The sequence below is a fragment of the Streptomyces sp. NPDC086077 genome (assembly GCF_040686175.1).
In the GTDB taxonomy this organism is placed as follows: Bacteria; Actinomycetota; Actinomycetes; order Streptomycetales; family Streptomycetaceae; genus Streptomyces.
This window is the reverse complement of record NZ_JBFBJT010000035.1, coordinates 38858-55670: the sequence shown is the minus strand read 5'-3', so window position 1 is coordinate 55670 and position 16813 is coordinate 38858. Positions and strand designations below refer to the sequence as shown.

Genomic DNA, 16813 nt, shown 5'->3' with positions numbered 1-16813 from the left:
CTTCGTCGACACCGAGGCCTCCAACTGGACCTTCGACCCGGTCCGCAAGCAGTACTTCTTCCACCGCTTCTTCTCCCACCAGCCGGACCTCAACTACGAGAACCCGGCCGTCCAGGAGGAGATCCTGGCCGCCCTCCGCTTCTGGCTGGACCTGGGCATCGACGGGTACCGGCTGGACGCCGTGCCCTACCTCTACGCCGAAGAGGGCACCAACTGCGAGAACCTTCCGGCCACGCACCACTTTCTCCGGCGCGTCCGCCGCGAGATCGACGCGCTGTACCCGGACACGGTGCTGCTGGCCGAGGCCAACCAGTGGCCCGAGGACGTCGTCGACTACTTCGGCGACTACTCCTCCGGCGGCGACGAATGCCACATGGCGTTCCACTTCCCGGTCATGCCGCGCATCTTCATGGCGGTACGGCGCGAATCGCGCTACCCGGTCTCGGAGATCCTCGCCAAGACCCCCGCCATTCCGACCGGCTGTCAGTGGGGCATCTTCCTGCGCAACCACGACGAGCTCACGCTCGAAATGGTCACCGACGAAGAGCGCGACTACATGTACGCGGAGTACGCCAAGGACCCGCGGATGCGCGCCAACATCGGCATCCGCCGCCGGCTCGCCCCCCTGCTCGACAACGACCGCCATACGATCGAGCTGTTCACCGCCCTGCTGCTGTCCCTCCCCGGCAGTCCGATCCTGTACTACGGCGACGAGATCGGCATGGGCGACAACATCTGGCTCGGCGACCGGGACGCGGTGCGCACGCCCATGCAGTGGACGCCGGACCGCAACGCCGGCTTCTCCACCTGCGACCCCGGGCGGCTCAGCCTCCCCACGATCATGGACCCGGTCTACGGCTACCAGGTCACCAACGTCGAGGCGTCCATGGCGTCGCCCTCCTCGCTGCTGCACTGGACCCGCCGGATGATCGAGATCCGCAAGCAGAACCCCGCCTTCGGACTCGGCTCCTACACCGAACTCCAGTCGTCGAACCCCGCGGTGCTCGCCTTCCTGCGCGAGTACGAGGACGACCTGGTGCTGTGCGTCAGCAACTTCGCCCGGTTCGCCCAGCCGACCGAGCTGGACCTGCGTGAGTTCGCCGGCCGGTATCCCGTCGAGCTGTTCGGCGGGGTGCGTTTCCCCGCCATCGGTGAACTGCCGTACCTGCTGACCCTGGGGGGTCACGGCTTCTACTGGTTCCGGCTCGTCCGAGTCGCATCTCGTATCGGCCGACGACTGTGAGCGTGCGCCGACGAAAGGAGGCGTCACCATGACGAAGACCGCATCCCTCCTGCCGAGCGACAGCGGGCTGGCCGCGTCCATGGCCTCGCTCGACGGACTGCTGCGCGAGTGGCTGCCCCGGCAGCGCTGGTTCGCCGGCAAGGACCGGCCCGTCACGGACCTGCGCCTGCTGTCGATGACGGAACTGTTCCCGGGGTGTCTGCATCTGCTGGTGCACGCTGGTCACGCGGGCGGCCACAGCAGTCTCGCCGGGGTGCCCTCCCCTGGCGGCACACCCCCTCCCGGGGACTGCTATCAGCTGTTCCTCGGCGTCCGGCAGACCCCGTCGCCGCGCCTGGGCCGGGCCCTGATCGGTCAGGCCCAGGAAGGGCCGCTGGCCGGGATGACGGTCTACGACGCCCTCCAGGACCTCCGTTCGGCGCAACTGCTCCTGGAACGTCTGCGGCAGCCGGGCACCGCCGGCCCCCTGCGTTTCGAGGCCGACCCGGCCAAGCCGATCCCGGCCGGGCTGGTGCCGCGCGTGCTTGACGCCGAGCAGTCCAACTCCTCACTGGTGTACGGCGACGAGTTCATCCTGAAGGTCTTCCGTCGCATCCAGCCCGGCGTCAACCCCGACCTGGAGGTGCCGGGCGCGCTGGCCGGACAGGGCTGCGAACGGGTGCCCGCGCCGGTGGCCTGGTTCTGCACCGCCCAGCCGCAGGAGGCCACGCTCGGGGTGCTCCAGCCCTTCCTGCGCAACGCCACCGACGGCTGGACCCAGGCCCTGCACGCGCTGGCCACCGGCAGTGACTTCACGGTCGAGGCATACGAACTGGGGCAGGCCACGGCCGAGGTGCATCTGGCGCTGGCCGCCGCGTTCGCCGCCGGCGGGCGGTCCGCGAACGGGCGTACGGCGGCGGCGATGACGGAACGCCTCGACGCCGCGGCGGACAGCGTTCCGGCGCTCCGGTCGTTCGTTCCCGGGCTGCGGTCGGCGTTCAGCGCACTGCTGACGTGCGACACCGGGCCACCCGCTCAGCGCATCCACGGCGATCTGCATCTGGGGCAGGTGCTGCGGGCCGGCCGCGAGTGGTTCGTGATCGACTTCGAGGGCGAGCCGTCCCGTCCGCTCGCCGAACGGCGCAGTGCCCAGTCCCCCGTCCGGGACATCGCCGGCATGCTGCGCTCCTTCGACTACGCGGCCCGGCAGCGCCGGCCCTGGCGTCCTCAGTGGGCGCGCCGCTGCCGGGAGGCCTACTGTGCCGGATATGCGGCCCGGGCCGGCTGGGATCCCCGTAAGAAGCACGGTCTGCTGCGTGCTTACGAGACGGATCGGGCGGTGTACGAGGTGCTGTACGAGGCCAGGCACCGCCCGGACTGGCTCCCCGTACCCATGGCGGCGATCGAACGACTCGCCGTGAGAGGAGACTGAAAGCCGTGGCGCTGCGCGACATCTCATCCCCGGAGGACTCCGGCCCGCTCCCATCGGTTCGAACGCCCCGCGGGTGCGCCCCCGAGCTGGATCCGGCCGACCGGGGGCGCCTGCTGGCGGGCGCCCATCACGACCCGCACGCGCTGCTCGGCGCGCATCCCGTCCCCGGCGGCATCGCCGTGCGGGCGCTGCGGCCGTTCGCCCGCGCGGTGAACGTGCTGGCCGGCGGGGAGCGCGTCGCGCTCACCTCGGAGGGTGACGGCCTGTTCTCGGCCGTACTGCCGTGGCGGACGGTCCCGGAGTACACCCTGCTGGTGGCGTACGAGGAGGGGGAGCACGAGGTCCATGACCCGTACCGCTTCCTGCCCGCGCTCGGCGAGCTCGACCTGCACTTGATCAGGGAGGGCCGGCACGAGCAGCTGTGGCAGGCGCTGGGCGCCGAGCCGATGACCCATCAGGGCGTGACGGGCACCCGGTTCACGGTGTGGGCGCCGAACGCGCGCGGGGTGCGGGTCGCCGGGGACTTCTGCCACTGGGACGGGACGGCGTTCCCGATGCGCTCGCTGGGCGCCAGCGGCGTGTGGGAGCTGTTCCTGCCGGGCATCGGCGAGGGCGCCAGGTACAAGTTCGAGATCACGTCCCAGTACGGCCACCGGTTCCTGAAGGCCGACCCGATGGCGCGCCGCACCGAGGTGCCGCCGGACACGGCGTCGATCGTGACCGCCTCGCACTACGAGTGGGGGGACCAGGACTGGATGGCGCACCGCGGGGACACACCGGTGCACCGGGCGCCGCTCTCGGTGTACGAGGTCCATCTCGCGTCCTGGCGGCCGGGACTGGACTACCGCCGGCTCGCCGAGGAGCTGCCGCGGTACGTCAAGGACCTCGGCTTCACACACGTCGAGCTGATGCCGGTCGCCGAGCACCCCTTCGGCGGCTCCTGGGGCTACCAGGTCACCGGCTTCTACGCGCCCACCTCCCGCCTCGGCACCCCGGACGACTTCAAGTACTTCGTGGACGCCTGCCACCGGGCCGGCCTCGGCGTGATCATGGACTGGGTCCCGGCGCACTTCCCCAAGGACGACTGGGCGCTGGCCCGGTTCGACGGGGACGCGCTGTACGAGCCCGGAAACGCGCAGCGGGCCGAGCACCCGGACTGGGGGACGTACGAGTTCGACTTCGGACGGACCGAGGTGCGCAACTTCCTCGTCGCCAACGCGACGTACTGGTGCGAGGAGTTCCACATCGACGGGCTGCGCGTGGACGCCGTCGCCTCCATGCTCTACCTCGACTACTCGCGGGACTCCGGCCAGTGGACACCGAACGTCCACGGCGGCCGGGAGGACCTGGACGCGGTGGCGTTCCTGCAGGAGATGAACGCCACCGTCTACCGGCGCAACCCCGGGGTGGTGACGATCGCCGAGGAGTCCACCGCGTGGGGCGGGGTGACCCGGCCGACCGACAGTGGCGGGCTGGGCTTCGGACTGAAGTGGAACATGGGCTGGATGCACGACTCGCTCGAGTACATGAGCAAGGAGCCGATCCACCGCAAGTACCACCACCACGAGATGACCTTCTCGATGATCTACGCGTACAGCGAGAACTACGTGCTGCCCATCTCGCACGACGAGGTCGTCCACGGCAAGCAGGCCCTGGTGAGCAAGATGCCCGGCGACTGGTGGCAGCGCCGCGCCAACCACCGCGCGTACCTCGGCTTCATGTGGGCCCACCCGGGCAAGCAGCTCCTGTTCATGGGCCAGGAGTTCGCCCAGGGCGGCGAGTGGTCCCAGGAGCACGGCCCGGAGTGGTGGCTGCTCGACCCCGGCCACTGCGCCGCGGGCGATCACCGCGGGGTGCAGGACCTGGTTCGCGATCTCAACGCCGGATACCTGGGGACGCCGGCGCTCTGGCAGCGCGACACCGACCCCGGCGGCTTCCAGTGGGTGGAGTGCGACGCGGCCGACGACAACGTCTTCGCCTTCCTGCGCTACGACGAGCAGGGCGTCCCCCTGCTGGCGATCTCCCACTTCTCCCCTGCCGTCCGTCACGACTACCGGCTCGGCGTCCCCGGCGACATCCCCGCCTGGCAGGAAATTCTCAACACCGACGCGGCGCGCTACGGCGGCAGCGGCGTCACCCACCCCGAACCCGTCAAGTCCGAGGCGCAGGAGTCGCACGGCCGTCCCGCGAGTATCCGGCTGACCCTGCCGCCCCTGGCCACGGTCTGGCTGCGCCCGGCCTGACGGCGGCCCGCACGGCCTTCAGGTGTCCGAGTGGCCTTCCGGGGGCATTCGGAGACGTACGGCGGGTGTCCGCCGTCTCAGAAGGTCGTCGAAAGGCCGCATGTGCGCACCGTCGGAGTGGAGGAGGAGCTCCTCCTGGTGGACCCGGAGAGCGGGGAACCGCGTGCGCGGTCCGCAGCCGTGCTGGCGCGTGCCGCGCACGACCATGTCGAGGGCTTCGTCTTCGAGAAGGAACTCCACGAGCAGATGCTGGAGTTCAACACGCACCCGCAGACGCACATGGCGGAGCTGGGTGCGGAGATCGTCCGCTGTCGCCGGGAGGCGGCGCGCAACGCCGGGGACATCGGCTGCTCGGTGGCGGCGCTGGCCACGTCGCCACTGCCGGTCAAGCCCGCGGTCGGCGCGCACCACCGCTACCAGTGGATGGCGGAGCAGTACGGGATCGCCACGCAGGAGCAGCTCGTCCTGGGCTGCCATGTCCATGTGGCCGTCGAGTCCGACGAGGAGGGCGTCGCGGTCGTCGACCGGGTGCGGCCGTGGCTGTCGGTGCTGGCGGCGCTCAGCGCCAACTCGCCTTTCTGGCAGGGCAAGGACACCAGTTACAGCAGTTACCGCAGCAGGGTGTGGCAGCGCTGGCCGTCGGCCGGACCGACGGAGCTGTTCGGCTCGGCCGAGAGCTATCGCCGCCGGGTGGCGGACATGATGGCCACCGAGACCCTGCTGGACGAGGGCATGCTCTATTTCGACGCACGCCTGTCCCGGAACTACCCCACCGTCGAGATCCGGGTCGCGGACGTCTGCCTGCACGCGGACACCGCCGTCCTGGTCGCGACCCTCGCCCGCGGGCTGGTCGAGACGGCCGCGCGCGAGTGGCAGGCGGGCCGGGGCCCGGCCGAGCACAGCGTGAGCGTGCTGCGTCTCGCCGCCTGGCGTGCCGCCCGCTCGGGTCTCACCGGGGAGCTGCTGCACCCGGCGCCGATGCGGCCCGCGCCCGCCGAGACGGTGGTGCGGGCCTTGCTGGAGCACGTGAGCGAAGCGCTCACGGACAGCGGGGACCTGGACCGGGCGAAGGAGTCCTGCGCGGAGCTGCTGCGACGGGGCAACGGGGCGCGGGTGCAGCGCGAACTGCTGGAGCACACGGGCAGCCTGCGGGAGGTCGTCCTGGAGTGCGCGCGGCACACCCAGGGTGACGTCTCTCGCCTGGAGTGACGCCGGAGATCGGTCCGGCGTCACGGGACCGGGTGCCGTCAGAGGATCAGCACCAGGCTGTAGACCAGGAAGAAGGCGGCGACCAGCACCACCAGGACGAGGATCAGCGTCAGCGGTGCCTTGGCCCAGCCCTTGGTCGGGTTGTGCGTGTCCCGGGGCAGGGCTCCCGGCATGCTGCTCTCCGCGGGCGGGGTCTCCCCCGGCGGCACGCCGCCGCCCGGTTCCAGCCCTGTGGAGCGCTCGGGTTCGGGGTCGGGATTGGTGTGACTCATGCCGTCCGAGTCCCCCGAACCCGCCGAGATCATCAAACGTGAGGCCAGTTCCTGGTTCCCGGCACGAGACGGTCTGACCTGGGCTAGATTCGACCACCGTCGATAACGGTTCTCGTCGGCGAGGTCACAGCCCGTACACGTCAGGAGCAGCGCATGCGCGACTTCGCCCTCGCTCCCCCCATCGTCTCGTCCCTGACCGGCGGGCTCGCCGACAGCCTCTTCGAGACGGCGGCGGCCAACCCGACCCTGCCGTTGATCGCGCGCCGCGGCCCCTCGGCCGAGTGGGAGGAGGTCACGGCGATCGAGCTGCGGGACGAGGTGGTCGACCTGGCCAAGGGGCTGGTCGCGTCCGGCATCTCGCCGGGCCACCGCGTGGCGATCATGGCTCGCACCCGGTACGAGTGGACCGTCCTCAGCCACGCGCTCTGGGCGGTCGGCGCCGAGGTCGTGCCCATCTATCCGACGTCGTCGCGCGAACAGGTCGAGTGGATCCTGCGGGACGCGAACTGCGTGGCCGTGGTCGTCGAGGACGAGCAGGGCGTGATGACCATCGGCCCCGTGTGCGCGCGACTGCCCGGCCTGCGGCACGTCTGGCAGCTGGACGCCGGCGCGCTGGCGGAACTGGCGGCACGCGGCGAGGTCCTGCCCGCGCTGACGGTCGACTCGCTGCGCCGCATCGTGCTGCCGGACTCCACGGCCGTGATCGCCTACACCTCGGGCACCTCGGGACGGCCCCTGGGCTGCGCGCTGAGCCACCGGGGCATCGCGAGCCCGTGCGACACCCTGCTGGCGGGCTGGGGCCATACGGCGGCGCCGCCCGGTGAGCAGGCCCGGGTACTCGCCTTCCTGCCCTTCTCCCATGTGTACGGCCTGATGATCCAGGGCCTGTGCATCCGCGGCGGGCTGCTGATGGCGCACGAGCCGGACCCCGGTGCGGAGTCGCTGGCGGCGGCGCTGCAGTCCTTCCGCCCGACGTACTTCTACGCCGTGCCGTCGGTCTTCGAGAAGATCTACAAGAACTTCCTGCGCGCCTCCCAGGCGGCGGGCCGCGGTGCCCTGTTCGAACGGGCGGCGGAGACCGCGCGGGCCTTCGCCGCGGCCACCGAGCGGCAGCGGCTCGGCCGGGGGGCGGGGCCCGGGTTCGAGCTGCGGATGCAGCACGCGCTGTACGAGCGGACGGTGTATCGCAGGCTGCGGGCCACGCTGGGCGGCCGGGTCTGCCGGGGGACCTCGGGCGGCTCGTCGCTCCACCGCGAACTGTCGTTGTTCTTCGAGGGCATCGGCATCTACGTCCACGACGGCTACGGCCTCACCGAGACCAGCGGTGGCGTGACCATGCAGCCGCTGGGCCGGGAGAAGTCGGGGACGGTCGGGCAGGCGCTGCCGGGTGTGGAGATCCACCTCGCCGAGGACGGGGAGATCCTGGTGCGCGGGCCCTCGGTGTTCCAGGGCTACCTCAACGACGAGGCATCGACGCGGGCCGCGCTGTGGGCGGGCTGGCTGGCCACCGGGGATCTGGGGCGGCTGGACTCCGAGGGCTATCTGACGATCACCGGCCGCAAGAAGGACGTCATCGTCACGAGCAGCGGCAAGAGCGTCGCCCCGGCCGCGCTGGAGCAGCGGCTGCGGATGCACCCACTGATCCACCAGGCGGTCGTCGTGGGCGACGACCGGCCCTGCGTGGGTGCGCTGATCACTCTGGACCCCGACTTCCTGATGCACTGGCGCGCGTCGCTGGCGATGCAGGGCGACGCACCGGTCCGGGAGGCGCGCGAGGAGAACGCGCTGCGCGAGGAGGTCGGGCGGGCGGTAGCCGCGGCCAACAGCGCGGTGTCGCGCCCGGAGTCGATCAGGGTGTTCCGGGTGCTGCCGGAACCGTTCGACGTGGCGAACGGGTTGCTGACGCCGTCGATGAAGCTGCGGCGGGACGCGATCGTGCGGCACTACGCCGGGGAGATCGACGCCATGTACCAGACACGTTCGCGCCCGCCCCGGCTCGCCGCGCCGGAGGAGCCGGCGGGGTGGGACGACTCGGACAGCGTGTTCCGGTGAGCCGTCCCGTCAGCCGCCGACGTACCAGCTGAATCCGCCCTCGGAGGCGGCGAGGGCCAGCAGCACGCCGAAGATCACCAGGTCCAGGACGCCGAGGATGATTCCGGCCTTCGCCATTCCGGCGCCACCCTTCGCGGGGGCCTGCCGCATTCCGACGGCGCCGAGCACGATCGCTATCGGCCCGAGAATGATGTTGAAGAGGAATATGCCGATGATTCCGCAGGTGAGGCTCGCGATGGCCAGGCCGTTGGTGCGCGACCCGGGAGACGCGGCGGGGGTACTGCCGTAACCGGTCATACTGTCCCTCCGAGGTGGATGTCGATGTGGTGTTCTCGTGGTGTTCTCGCCCTTCGATCACCCCCCGAGTGCCCGTCAATTCGCCGTACATTCGGATCAGTTGGGCAATTCGCTCGGGCGTCGGCCGGCTGCCGGCAAGCGTTCTTCGCAGGAACTTTCCGGGGCGCGAACAATCCCTTTGCGGCCACCCGATGGCTTCCTGCTCCGGGAGCCGGTCCGGCGTTCGCGCCGGCAAGGGCCGGCACCCGGCGAATCGGGTGCTCCCGGGCGGTGAGACGCGTAGCCCCCACGGGTACGGGAACCCGCAGAGTGCGATGCAAGAGACACGAGCGCAGCCTTGCGACCGAGAGGCTGGAAAGGCGACATGGCAACCGAGCCGCGTTGGGACGGAACACTGGCCGGCCAAGGAATCCCGAGCCGGAAAGCCGGCTTCCCGGGTGAGCCGCAGGACGTGACCGGGGCGCGCCTGGCCGCGGAGGATTTCCTCCGTGACCTGGCCCGCACCTCGCCACCAGCCACCCCGGAGTCCTGGCATGACATCCTGCTGGTCGTCACGGAGCTGGCCGCGAACGCGGTCCAGTACGCTCCCGGGCCCTTCCACCTGCAGATGAGGCGGACCTACGACGGGGTGCACATCACCCTGCACGACACCAGCAGCACGACCCCGGCCCCCCGCCCGTTCCATCCGAACACCGGCGGCGGCGGCATCGGCTGGCATCTGATCCAGACGTTGTGCCACCAGGTCAGCGTGGTCGGAGGCGATCACGGCAAGGACATCCACGTGTTCCTGCCCTGGTGAACAGGGTTCCTGCCTGGTGAACCGGGGCTCCCCGCCGAGGGGGCCTACGCCCCCCGCAGGGGCACCAGCACGCTGATGGTCTTGCCGCCCGCCGGACGGGGCTCGACGGCGATGTCTCGGGCCAGGCGGATGATCAGGGGCCAGCCGTAGCCGCTGCCGTGGTGGCCGCTCGGCAGGTCCCCGGAGCCGAAGGCCGCGGCGGGGACGGACGCGTTGTGGTCGTGGACCGCCAGACGCACACCCTCCGCGGTGGGCACCGCCTCGAAGCCGGCCAGCCCGCCACCGTGCCGGATGGCGTTGCTGACCAGCTCCGAGACGACCAGTTGCAGATCGATCAGGTCCCGCTCGTGTGCCGCGCGGGAGGCAGAGTTCCACTCGTCGAGGACCACCGACAGGGCACGCGCCCGCGCCTCGGCCGCGCTGTGCACCGGAGCCGCGGGAAGCGCGCCGCCGGGCGTACGGAGGCCGGCGCGGGCGGGGGCTGCGACGTCGGTTTTGTCCATGCGGTCTGGTCTTTCCTCGGCTCTGCGTCCGCTGCTGGGGCTGTCGGTCAGGTGGTGGTCGGCTCGCGCGGCGGCAGGTTGCTGTAGTAGTCACCCACCGTCGTCAGGTAGTGCGGGTCGAGGGTCTCGCTGTCGGTGCGGAAGCGCGGCGCCTCCTTGACCTCCGCCCGGGTGCAGGCCAGCGAGACCAGACGGTGCTCGGTGTCGATGCCCGTCACCAGGCCAACCGGAACCAGGACACTCCTGCCGAACACCCAGACGCCCGTGTCGACCACCAGATGCCGCATGCCGTGCGGGTCCGCCAGCCGGTCCACGTGTCCGAGCGTGCCGTCCGTGGCGTCGACGGTGAACCCCGTGAGGTCCCGCTCCGCGACCTGGCCGGTGCCCGGTGCGTACGACCAGATTCTGTCGATGGTCACGCCGATGACTCCTCCTCCTTCGCGCCTGTGCTCCACTGCTCCCACTACCCCCGGTCCCTGGCGCCATTCGGCGGGCCGAGGACTGCATGAGAAACCCATACGGGGGTACGCGCGCCTGGCGTCGGCCGGCGTGGTGATCGACGTGATGAACGTGGTGAACGACGCGGTCGACCGACTCAGGGGCGTGCATCGAGTGCGCCGAGCTGGGTAACCAGCCCTGGCCGTCAGCCTTGTTGGAGGTACTCGTGACAATTGCCCAGAACCCGCTGTCCGTCGAGGTCACGCTGCCGCGGGAGGATGTCGCCCTGGTCCGGGTCGAAGGTTATCTGGACGTCGACACCGCGACCGAGTTCCAGCATCACCTGGCGAACCAGTTGCATCACGGCCGGAGTCACTTCGTCCTGGACGTGTCCGAGGTGCCTTTCATGGACTCTTCCGGCATGAACATCATCCTGCGCATCTACCAGGAGACCCGCCGCACCGGCGGCAGCGTGCACATCCTCTCCCCCACGCCTCCCGTGCAGCGGGTCCTGGACCTCACCGGGGTCAGCATCACGGTGCCGGTGTCCGGGAGCTTCGAGGAGGCGCTGGCTCTGATCGACGGACAGGAGCGGCCGGAGGCGGAGGCCTGAGCCCCGGGGGGAGCATGGCGGTGGTGCACCCCTTCGTCTGCCTGCCGCGCCCGACTGGCGCAGTGGTTCCGGGCACGGTGGGATCGATGAGGTGCGAAGCCACGATCCAGGGGCACGCGCATGGCGTCGAGGCAGACCGCCCGGAACCGCGGAAGGGATGGACATCGTGACACGACCCAGGATCCTGGTGGTGGGCGCGGGCTTCGCGGGAGTGGAGTGCGTACGGCGTCTGGAGCGCCGCCTCTCCCCCGACGAGGCCGCGGTCACTCTGGTGACGCCGTTCGCCTACCAGCTCTATCTGCCGCTGCTCCCTCAGGTCGCATCCGGCGTGCTCACGCCCCAGTCGATCGCCGTGTCCCTGCGCCGCAGCAGCAAGTACCGCACACGCATCATCCCGGGCGGGGCGATCGGCGTGGACCTCAAGTCCAAGGTCTGCGTCATCCGCACGATCACCGACGAGATCATCAACGAGCCGTACGACTACATCGTGCTGGCTCCGGGCAGCGTCACGCGCACGTTCCACATCCCCGGACTCGTCGACAACGCCTTCGGGATGAAGACGCTGGCGGAGGCCGCCTACATCCGCGACCACGTCATCTCGCAGCTTGACCTCGCCGACGCCAGTCATGATCCGGCCGAGCGGGCCTCCAGGCTGCAGTTCGTCGTGGTGGGCGCCGGTTACGCGGGCACGGAGACGGCGGCCTGCCTGCAGCTTCTGACGTGCAACGCGGTCAAGCGCTACCCCCGGCTGGACCCACGGCTGATCAGGTGGCATCTGATCGACATCGCACCCAGGCTGATGCCCGAGCTGGGCGAGAAGCTGGGCCGCAGCGCGCAGGAGGTGCTGCGGCGGCGCGGCGTCGAGGTGTCGCTCGGGGTGTCGATCGAGAAGGCGGGCCCGCACGAGGTCACCTTCACGGACGGCCGGGTGGTGCCCACGCGCACGCTGATCTGGACCGCGGGCGTCGTCGCCAGCCCGCTCATCGCGACGCTGGGCGCGGAGACGGTGCGAGGGCGGCTCGCGGTCACCACCGCCATGAACCTGCCGGGTCACGACGGGGTGTTCGCGCTCGGCGACGCCGCGGCGGTGCCCGACGAGGCCAAGCGCGAGGAGGGGGCGGTATGCCCGCCCACGGCGCAGCACGCGATGCGGCAGGGCAGGAAGGTCGCCGACAACGTCATCGCCACGCTGCGTAACCAGCCGATGGAGCCGTACGTCCACAAGGACCTCGGTCTGGTCGTCGACCTCGGCGGCCGCGACGCGGTCTCCAAGCCCCTCGGCATCGAGCTGCGCGGCGTGCCCGCCCAGGCCGTCGCCCGCGGCTACCACTGGTCGGCGCTGCGCACCAACGTCGCCAAGACCCGCGTCATGACCAACTGGCTGCTCAACGCGGTCGCGGGCGACGACTTCGTCCGTACCGGCTTCCAGGCCCGCCGCGCGGCGAAACTGAAGGACTTCGAGTACACGAACTCCTATCTGACGCCGGAGCAGATCCACGCGCAGGTGGAGGGGACGAGGCCGGCACAGGGCTGACGTACCGGGCGGGCCCGCACCTGGATGCCTCACGGCATGTGGGTGCGGGCCCGCCGCGTGAGGTCGTCGCCGTGGCGCGGGTCCCGGGGCACCTCCTCCCCCGGCGCGACCGGGCCCCGCGTCGCCGCGAGGCCCGGTGCATGCGTCGGTCGGGTCAGTGCGCGGTGGAGCCGGGCGGGGTCGGGCGGTGGCCGAGGGCCTCGTCCCGGACTCGGGCGCAGCTGCGGCTGATGAGACGGGAGACGTGCATCTGGGAGATGCCGAGCTGGTCGGCGATGCGGCTCTGCGTCATGTCCTCGAAGAAGCGCATGTAGAGGATGGCCCGCTCACGCTCCGGCAGATTGCGCAGGCTCTGCTTGGCGGACTCCCGGTCGACCACCACGTCGTACGAGCCGTCCGGCGCACCGAGGGTGTCCGCGAGGCTGTAGCCCTCGTCGTCGGAGGTGAGTTCGGCGTCGAGGGAGAGCGTGCTGAAGCTCTCCAGCGCCTCCACCCCCGTGGCGACCTCGTCCTCCGTCAGCCCGGTGTGCGCGGCGATGTCCGCCACGGTGGGCTCCGGCGCGCCCGGGTTCTGGGTCAGTTCCCGGCGGGCGAGCCGGACCTTGTTGCGCAGTTCCTGCACACGCCGCGGTACACGCAGCGCCCACATCCGGTCCCGGAAATGCCGCTTGACCTCTCCGGTGATGGTGGGCACCGCGTAACTTTCGAAGGCTCCGCGGGAGGGGTCGTACCGGTCGATCGCCTTGACCAACCCCAGCGCCGCCACCTGCTTGAGGTCCTCCAGGGACTCGCCCCGGTCACGGAACCGGCCGGCGATGCGATGGGCCATGGGCAGCCACGCGGTGGCGAGTTCGTCCCGGACCGCGTCTCGCTCGGGCCCGTCCTCCAGCGTGTGGAGGCGGGCGAAGAGGTCGGCGGTCGCGGGCGCGTCGTCGTGGCGCCGCCGGGCAGGGGCGGGTGTGGTGGAGGAGTCGGGCGTGCCGGGACGGCTTGTCGACATGTCGATGAGCATGCGGAATCGCTCCTGAACGGTCTTTTCAGGGACTTCAGGGACTGTCCGCGGGAAGGGTGCCGGCCCCGATCACCCGGAGGCCCCGGAGCGCGTACCGCTCCCCGCTGGCGCGCCTCCGGTCCGAAGCACGAAAATGCGTCTGCCCGGGCACCGGAGGAACAAACTCCGGGCATCCGAAGGTCTTTCAGAAGACAGGTACCGCCGCGGTGATGCGCTTGCCGCCCGCGGGCAGATCAGCCACCCGGACGTCGCACGCGAGCCGGCAGACGATCGGCCAGCCGTGTCCGCCGGCCCGCCGTCGCCCCTGCTCGTCCACCGGCGTCACGCTCACCGGCAGCCGGTCGCTGCGGTCGCTGACGGAGACCCGCACCTCGTGCCCGACGACATCGACGTCGACGCCGGTCACACCACCGCCGTGCAGGATGGCGTTCGTCGTCAGTTCCGAGGCGACGAGGAGAGCGTCCGAGAGGCCGCCCTCGTCGCACGGGGTGCCGGTGTCCCGGCACCGCCCCGCCACCGCGTGCCGTATCGCCCGGCGCACGTCGGCCGGTAGGCACGTTCCGCTTCGGCGGGGCCACACCTGGTCGGCGGGTTCGCCCGCGGGCTCGGTCCACTGCTGCGCGCTCACTTCTCAGCTCCCTGACTGATCGGCTGGTGGAGCAACCACTGAGTCGAAACAACGGGTCTGTCCGGCGCTGCCCTCATAAGTCGGCTCACCCCCTTGGGGCACACCAAACCCGTCTTCCGGCCATCGATCCCGAACACGGGGGTAGGCGGAGTACATGACCGATGTGGTGGACTCAGACGAGCTGTTGCGGCGCATCCAGCGCGGCAGGGCCTGCGCGGAGCAGGAGGAACGCGCGTGGCGGGCGCGCAGTGAGGCCCTGGAACCGACCGATCCGGCCGGAGCCCGGGAGGCGGCGGTACGGCGGCTGACCTACGAGGCGGTGCTCCGGGTCCTGGACGAGATCCTGACGCCCGGCCGCCACGCCGAGGTGGGCTGACCACTCCCCGGGTGGCCGCTCCCGGGACCGCGGAGCGGCGTTCTCGCGTGAAACAGGTCACGTGACCGGCTTACGAGTGGGTAGCACGGCCCGAGATGGTTTATCGTTCATACATACGTGGTGACGGAGTCGAGGGACTCCTCCTCCGGACCTCACCCCGTACGGCCCTGGCTGGCTTCCCCCGTCCAGCCAGGGCTTCTCCATGCCCCGAAATGCTCCACGCGCCCACAGCGGCTGAAATGGGCATAGACAGAGCACCGGTCCTTTCCGTCGGCGAGGAGCTTTGCGCCATGACCAAAGCGACGAAATTGCTGACCGCCCTGCCCCCGCCGCAGCGACAGCGACTGATGACACTCGCGAGGGAGGTGTCCTTCCCCGAGGACGCCCGCATCTTCGAGGCCGGCGGAACGGCCGACCGCTTCTGGGTGATCCGCTCGGGCGCCGTCTCCCTCGACCAGCAGGTGACGTCGGCGAAGCGGGTCACCGTCGCCAGCCTCGGCGCCGGCGACCTGCTGGGCTGGTCCTGGCTGTTCCCGCCGCACCGGTGGGACTTCGGCGCGGAGGCCTTCAGCCAGGTGCGCGCCCACGAGTTCGAGGCGGAGCCGGTGCTGGAGCTGTGCGAGCAGGACCCGCAGCTCGGCATGTCCCTGGTCCGGATCGTGGCCGAGATCCTCGCGCACCGACTGGAGACGACCCGCGGCCAGCTCATGGAGCAGTACACCCTGCGCCGGCGCGGGGGCATGTAGCGCGCGCGGGACCGCCCGGGACCTCAGACGCGATAGCGCCGCAGGTCCGGTGTCGCCGCGGCAAGTGCCAGCATCACGGCGACGACCAGCACGCCGCCGCCCGCGACGGCCGTTCGGGCACCGAAGGCCGAACCGGCCGTACCGTGCAGGACGTCGGCGAGACGGGGGCCGCCCGCGACGACGACCGTGAAGACGCCCTGCATCCGGCCGCGCATCTCGTCGGTGGCGGCGGACAGCAGGATCGCGCCGCGGAACACCATCGAGACCATGTCGGCGACACCGGCGGCGACCAGGAACGCCACCGCGACCCACAGACTGGTGCTCAGCCCGAACCCGGTGATGGCCAGGCCCCAGGCGACGACCGCGCCGATCACCATCCAGCCGTGCCACCGGACCCGCGAGAAGGTGCCGGAGAACAGGCCGCCCGCCACTGCGCCGATCGGGATCGCCGCGAACAGCAGGCCGAGGGCGAGACCCTCGCCCCAGGGGGCGTACGTCTCGGCGGCGAGCTGCGGGAACAGGGCACGGGGCATACCGAGGACCATGGCGACGATGTCGGCGAGGAAGGACAGCAGCAGCACCTTGTGCAGGGCGATGTAGCGGAAGCCCGCCACGACCTCCCGCACCCCGGCACGCCGGGCCACCGTGGTCGAGAGGGGCGGCAGCGCGGGCAGCCGCAGCACCGCCCAGACGGCGACGCACAGGGCGAGTGCGTCGATGAGATACAGCTCGGGCAGACCGATGACGGGGATCAGGGCGCCGGCGAGCAGCGGCCCGGCGACCAGGCCGGTCTGCATGACGGTCGAGCCGAGGGCGCTCGCGGCGGCCAGCTCGTGCTCGGGGACCAGCCGGGCGATGGAGGCACTGCGGGCCGGGGCGTTCAGGCCGAAGAAGGCCTGCTGGAGGGCGAGCAGGACCATCAGCACGGCGACCGAGCCGAGGCCGGTGACCGCCTGGAGCCAGAACAGCACGGAGGTGGCGGCGATGCCGCTGTTGGTGATCAGCAGCAGCTTGCGGCGGTCCATGCTGTCGGCGACCGCACCGCCCCACAGGGCGAACACCACCAGCGGCAGCAGCCCCGCGAGGCTCGCGTAGCCGACCCAGGCGGAGGAGCCGGTGATGTCGTAGATCTGCTTGGGCACGGCGACCGCGGTCAGCTGGCTGCCGACGGCCGTGACGATGGTCGAGGACCACAGCCGGCGGTAGGCCGGACGGCGCAGGGGGCGGGTGTCCATCGCCCAGCGCCGCCAGCCACTGCGAGGCGGTTCGGCGGGGGCGGGATCGTCCGCGGGGTGCTCTGTGCCGCTCTCGCTGGTGTCCACGCGCTTCCCGGTTGCTCGTTACATCTTTCGAATCCGGGGATCACTATGACAGGCCCGTGTGAGCGCTCTCGTTGCGGTGTGTGCGCCCTCGTTCGGTTCGCCGCGACGAGACCGT

General features: G+C 71.0%; 17 protein-coding genes. 10 read left to right on the top strand and 7 right to left on the bottom strand.

The features are described from left to right. The 4 genes from treS to AB0O67_RS13315 all read left to right on the top strand — a co-directional run. Positions 1-1243: maltose alpha-D-glucosyltransferase (treS, locus tag AB0O67_RS13330; protein WP_365449331.1), on the top strand; the 1243-nt coding region annotated here is incomplete at its 5' end. Between the two features lie 28 nt (positions 1244-1271). Further along, complete coding sequence (locus AB0O67_RS13325) at positions 1272-2654, top strand: maltokinase (protein ID WP_365449329.1); 1383 nt, start codon at positions 1272-1274, stop codon at positions 2652-2654. Between the two features lie 5 nt (positions 2655-2659). Continuing rightward, positions 2660-4897 (top strand): 1,4-alpha-glucan branching enzyme, encoded by a 2238-nt coding sequence (glgB, locus tag AB0O67_RS13320; RefSeq protein ID WP_365449327.1) that lies wholly within the window; start codon positions 2660-2662, stop codon positions 4895-4897. A gap of 102 nt (positions 4898-4999) precedes the next feature. Beyond that, on the top strand, positions 5000-6106 hold the full coding sequence (locus AB0O67_RS13315; protein ID WP_365449325.1) for a glutamate--cysteine ligase: 1107 nt from the start codon (positions 5000-5002) through the stop codon (positions 6104-6106). Between the two features lie 38 nt (positions 6107-6144). Here the strand turns inward: AB0O67_RS13315 and AB0O67_RS13310 are convergent, their stop codons facing one another. Continuing rightward, positions 6145-6378, bottom strand: a complete 234-nt coding sequence (locus tag AB0O67_RS13310) for a DUF6480 family protein (RefSeq protein ID WP_365449323.1) — start codon at positions 6376-6378, stop codon at positions 6145-6147. A gap of 153 nt (positions 6379-6531) precedes the next feature. Between AB0O67_RS13310 and AB0O67_RS13305 the strand changes: the two genes are divergently transcribed. After that, positions 6532-8430 carry an AMP-dependent synthetase/ligase gene (locus AB0O67_RS13305; RefSeq protein WP_365449321.1) on the top strand — a complete coding sequence of 633 codons (1899 nt, stop codon included), beginning with the start codon at positions 6532-6534 and terminating at the stop codon, positions 8428-8430. A gap of 9 nt (positions 8431-8439) precedes the next feature. On the opposite strand, the gene AB0O67_RS13300 is transcribed toward AB0O67_RS13305, so the two are convergent. Further along, positions 8440-8727, bottom strand: coding sequence for a DUF4190 domain-containing protein (locus AB0O67_RS13300; protein WP_365449319.1), 288 nt, complete (start codon positions 8725-8727; stop codon positions 8440-8442). A 364-nt stretch (positions 8728-9091) separates the two neighbouring features. On the opposite strand from AB0O67_RS13300, the gene AB0O67_RS13295 reads away from it, so the two are divergent. Then, complete coding sequence (locus AB0O67_RS13295) at positions 9092-9526, top strand: ATP-binding protein (RefSeq protein ID WP_365449317.1); 435 nt, start codon at positions 9092-9094, stop codon at positions 9524-9526. A 44-nt stretch (positions 9527-9570) separates the two neighbouring features. Here the strand turns inward: AB0O67_RS13295 and AB0O67_RS13290 are convergent, their stop codons facing one another. Both AB0O67_RS13290 and AB0O67_RS13285 read right to left on the bottom strand, forming a co-directional pair. Next, positions 9571-10029, bottom strand: coding sequence for an ATP-binding protein (locus AB0O67_RS13290; protein WP_365449315.1), 459 nt, complete (start codon positions 10027-10029; stop codon positions 9571-9573). Positions 10030-10076: 47 nt separating this feature from the next. Beyond that, a complete protein-coding gene (locus AB0O67_RS13285; protein ID WP_365449313.1) occupies positions 10077-10448 on the bottom strand; it encodes a PRC-barrel domain containing protein in 372 nt (123 codons plus the stop codon). Positions 10449-10693: 245 nt separating this feature from the next. Between AB0O67_RS13285 and AB0O67_RS13280 the strand changes: the two genes are divergently transcribed. Together AB0O67_RS13280 and AB0O67_RS13275 are read left to right on the top strand one after the other, a co-directional pair. Further along, entirely contained in the window at positions 10694-11080 is a 387-nt protein-coding gene (locus AB0O67_RS13280) for an STAS domain-containing protein (protein ID WP_365449311.1), read from the top strand. A gap of 157 nt (positions 11081-11237) precedes the next feature. Further along, positions 11238-12614: an NAD(P)/FAD-dependent oxidoreductase gene (locus AB0O67_RS13275; protein ID WP_365449309.1), complete on the top strand. Its 1377-nt coding sequence runs from the start codon at positions 11238-11240 to the stop codon at positions 12612-12614. A 154-nt stretch (positions 12615-12768) separates the two neighbouring features. On the opposite strand, the gene AB0O67_RS13270 is transcribed toward AB0O67_RS13275, so the two are convergent. Both AB0O67_RS13270 and AB0O67_RS13265 read right to left on the bottom strand, forming a co-directional pair. Next, positions 12769-13626, bottom strand: a complete 858-nt coding sequence (locus AB0O67_RS13270) for a SigB/SigF/SigG family RNA polymerase sigma factor (protein ID WP_365449307.1) — start codon at positions 13624-13626, stop codon at positions 12769-12771. 184 nt (positions 13627-13810) lie between these two features. Further along, a complete protein-coding gene (locus AB0O67_RS13265) occupies positions 13811-14206 on the bottom strand; it encodes an ATP-binding protein (RefSeq protein ID WP_365449335.1) in 396 nt (131 codons plus the stop codon). Between the two features lie 202 nt (positions 14207-14408). Between AB0O67_RS13265 and AB0O67_RS13260 the strand changes: the two genes are divergently transcribed. Both AB0O67_RS13260 and AB0O67_RS13255 read left to right on the top strand, forming a co-directional pair. Beyond that, positions 14409-14630: a hypothetical protein gene (locus tag AB0O67_RS13260; protein WP_365449305.1), complete on the top strand. Its 222-nt coding sequence runs from the start codon at positions 14409-14411 to the stop codon at positions 14628-14630. A 290-nt stretch (positions 14631-14920) separates the two neighbouring features. Next, positions 14921-15376 (top strand): cyclic nucleotide-binding domain-containing protein, encoded by a 456-nt coding sequence (locus AB0O67_RS13255; RefSeq protein ID WP_365449303.1) that lies wholly within the window; start codon positions 14921-14923, stop codon positions 15374-15376. A gap of 23 nt (positions 15377-15399) precedes the next feature. Here the strand turns inward: AB0O67_RS13255 and AB0O67_RS13250 are convergent, their stop codons facing one another. Next, a complete protein-coding gene (locus AB0O67_RS13250) occupies positions 15400-16698 on the bottom strand; it encodes an MFS transporter (protein ID WP_365449301.1) in 1299 nt (432 codons plus the stop codon). Positions 16699-16813 lie beyond the last annotated feature (115 nt).

Bases quoted from the DNA above. Each gene is read 5' to 3' on its own strand.
- AB0O67_RS13325 (WP_365449329.1), top strand. From the start codon at position 1,272: ATGACGAAGACCGCATCCCTCCTGCCGAGCGACAGCGGGCTGGCCGCG.
- AB0O67_RS13310 (WP_365449323.1), bottom strand. From the start codon at position 6,378: ATGAGTCACACCAATCCCGACCCCGAACCCGAGCGCTCCACAGGGCTG.
- AB0O67_RS13305 (WP_365449321.1), top strand. From the start codon at position 6,532: ATGCGCGACTTCGCCCTCGCTCCCCCCATCGTCTCGTCCCTGACCGGC.
- AB0O67_RS13300 (WP_365449319.1), bottom strand. From the start codon at position 8,727: ATGACCGGTTACGGCAGTACCCCCGCCGCGTCTCCCGGGTCGCGCACC.
- AB0O67_RS13295 (WP_365449317.1), top strand. From the start codon at position 9,092: ATGGCAACCGAGCCGCGTTGGGACGGAACACTGGCCGGCCAAGGAATC.
- AB0O67_RS13290 (WP_365449315.1), bottom strand. From the start codon at position 10,029: ATGGACAAAACCGACGTCGCAGCCCCCGCCCGCGCCGGCCTCCGTACG.
- AB0O67_RS13275 (WP_365449309.1), top strand. From the start codon at position 11,238: ATGGACATCGTGACACGACCCAGGATCCTGGTGGTGGGCGCGGGCTTC.
- AB0O67_RS13270 (WP_365449307.1), bottom strand. From the start codon at position 13,626: ATGCTCATCGACATGTCGACAAGCCGTCCCGGCACGCCCGACTCCTCC.
- AB0O67_RS13260 (WP_365449305.1), top strand. From the start codon at position 14,409: ATGACCGATGTGGTGGACTCAGACGAGCTGTTGCGGCGCATCCAGCGC.
- AB0O67_RS13255 (WP_365449303.1), top strand. From the start codon at position 14,921: ATGACCAAAGCGACGAAATTGCTGACCGCCCTGCCCCCGCCGCAGCGA.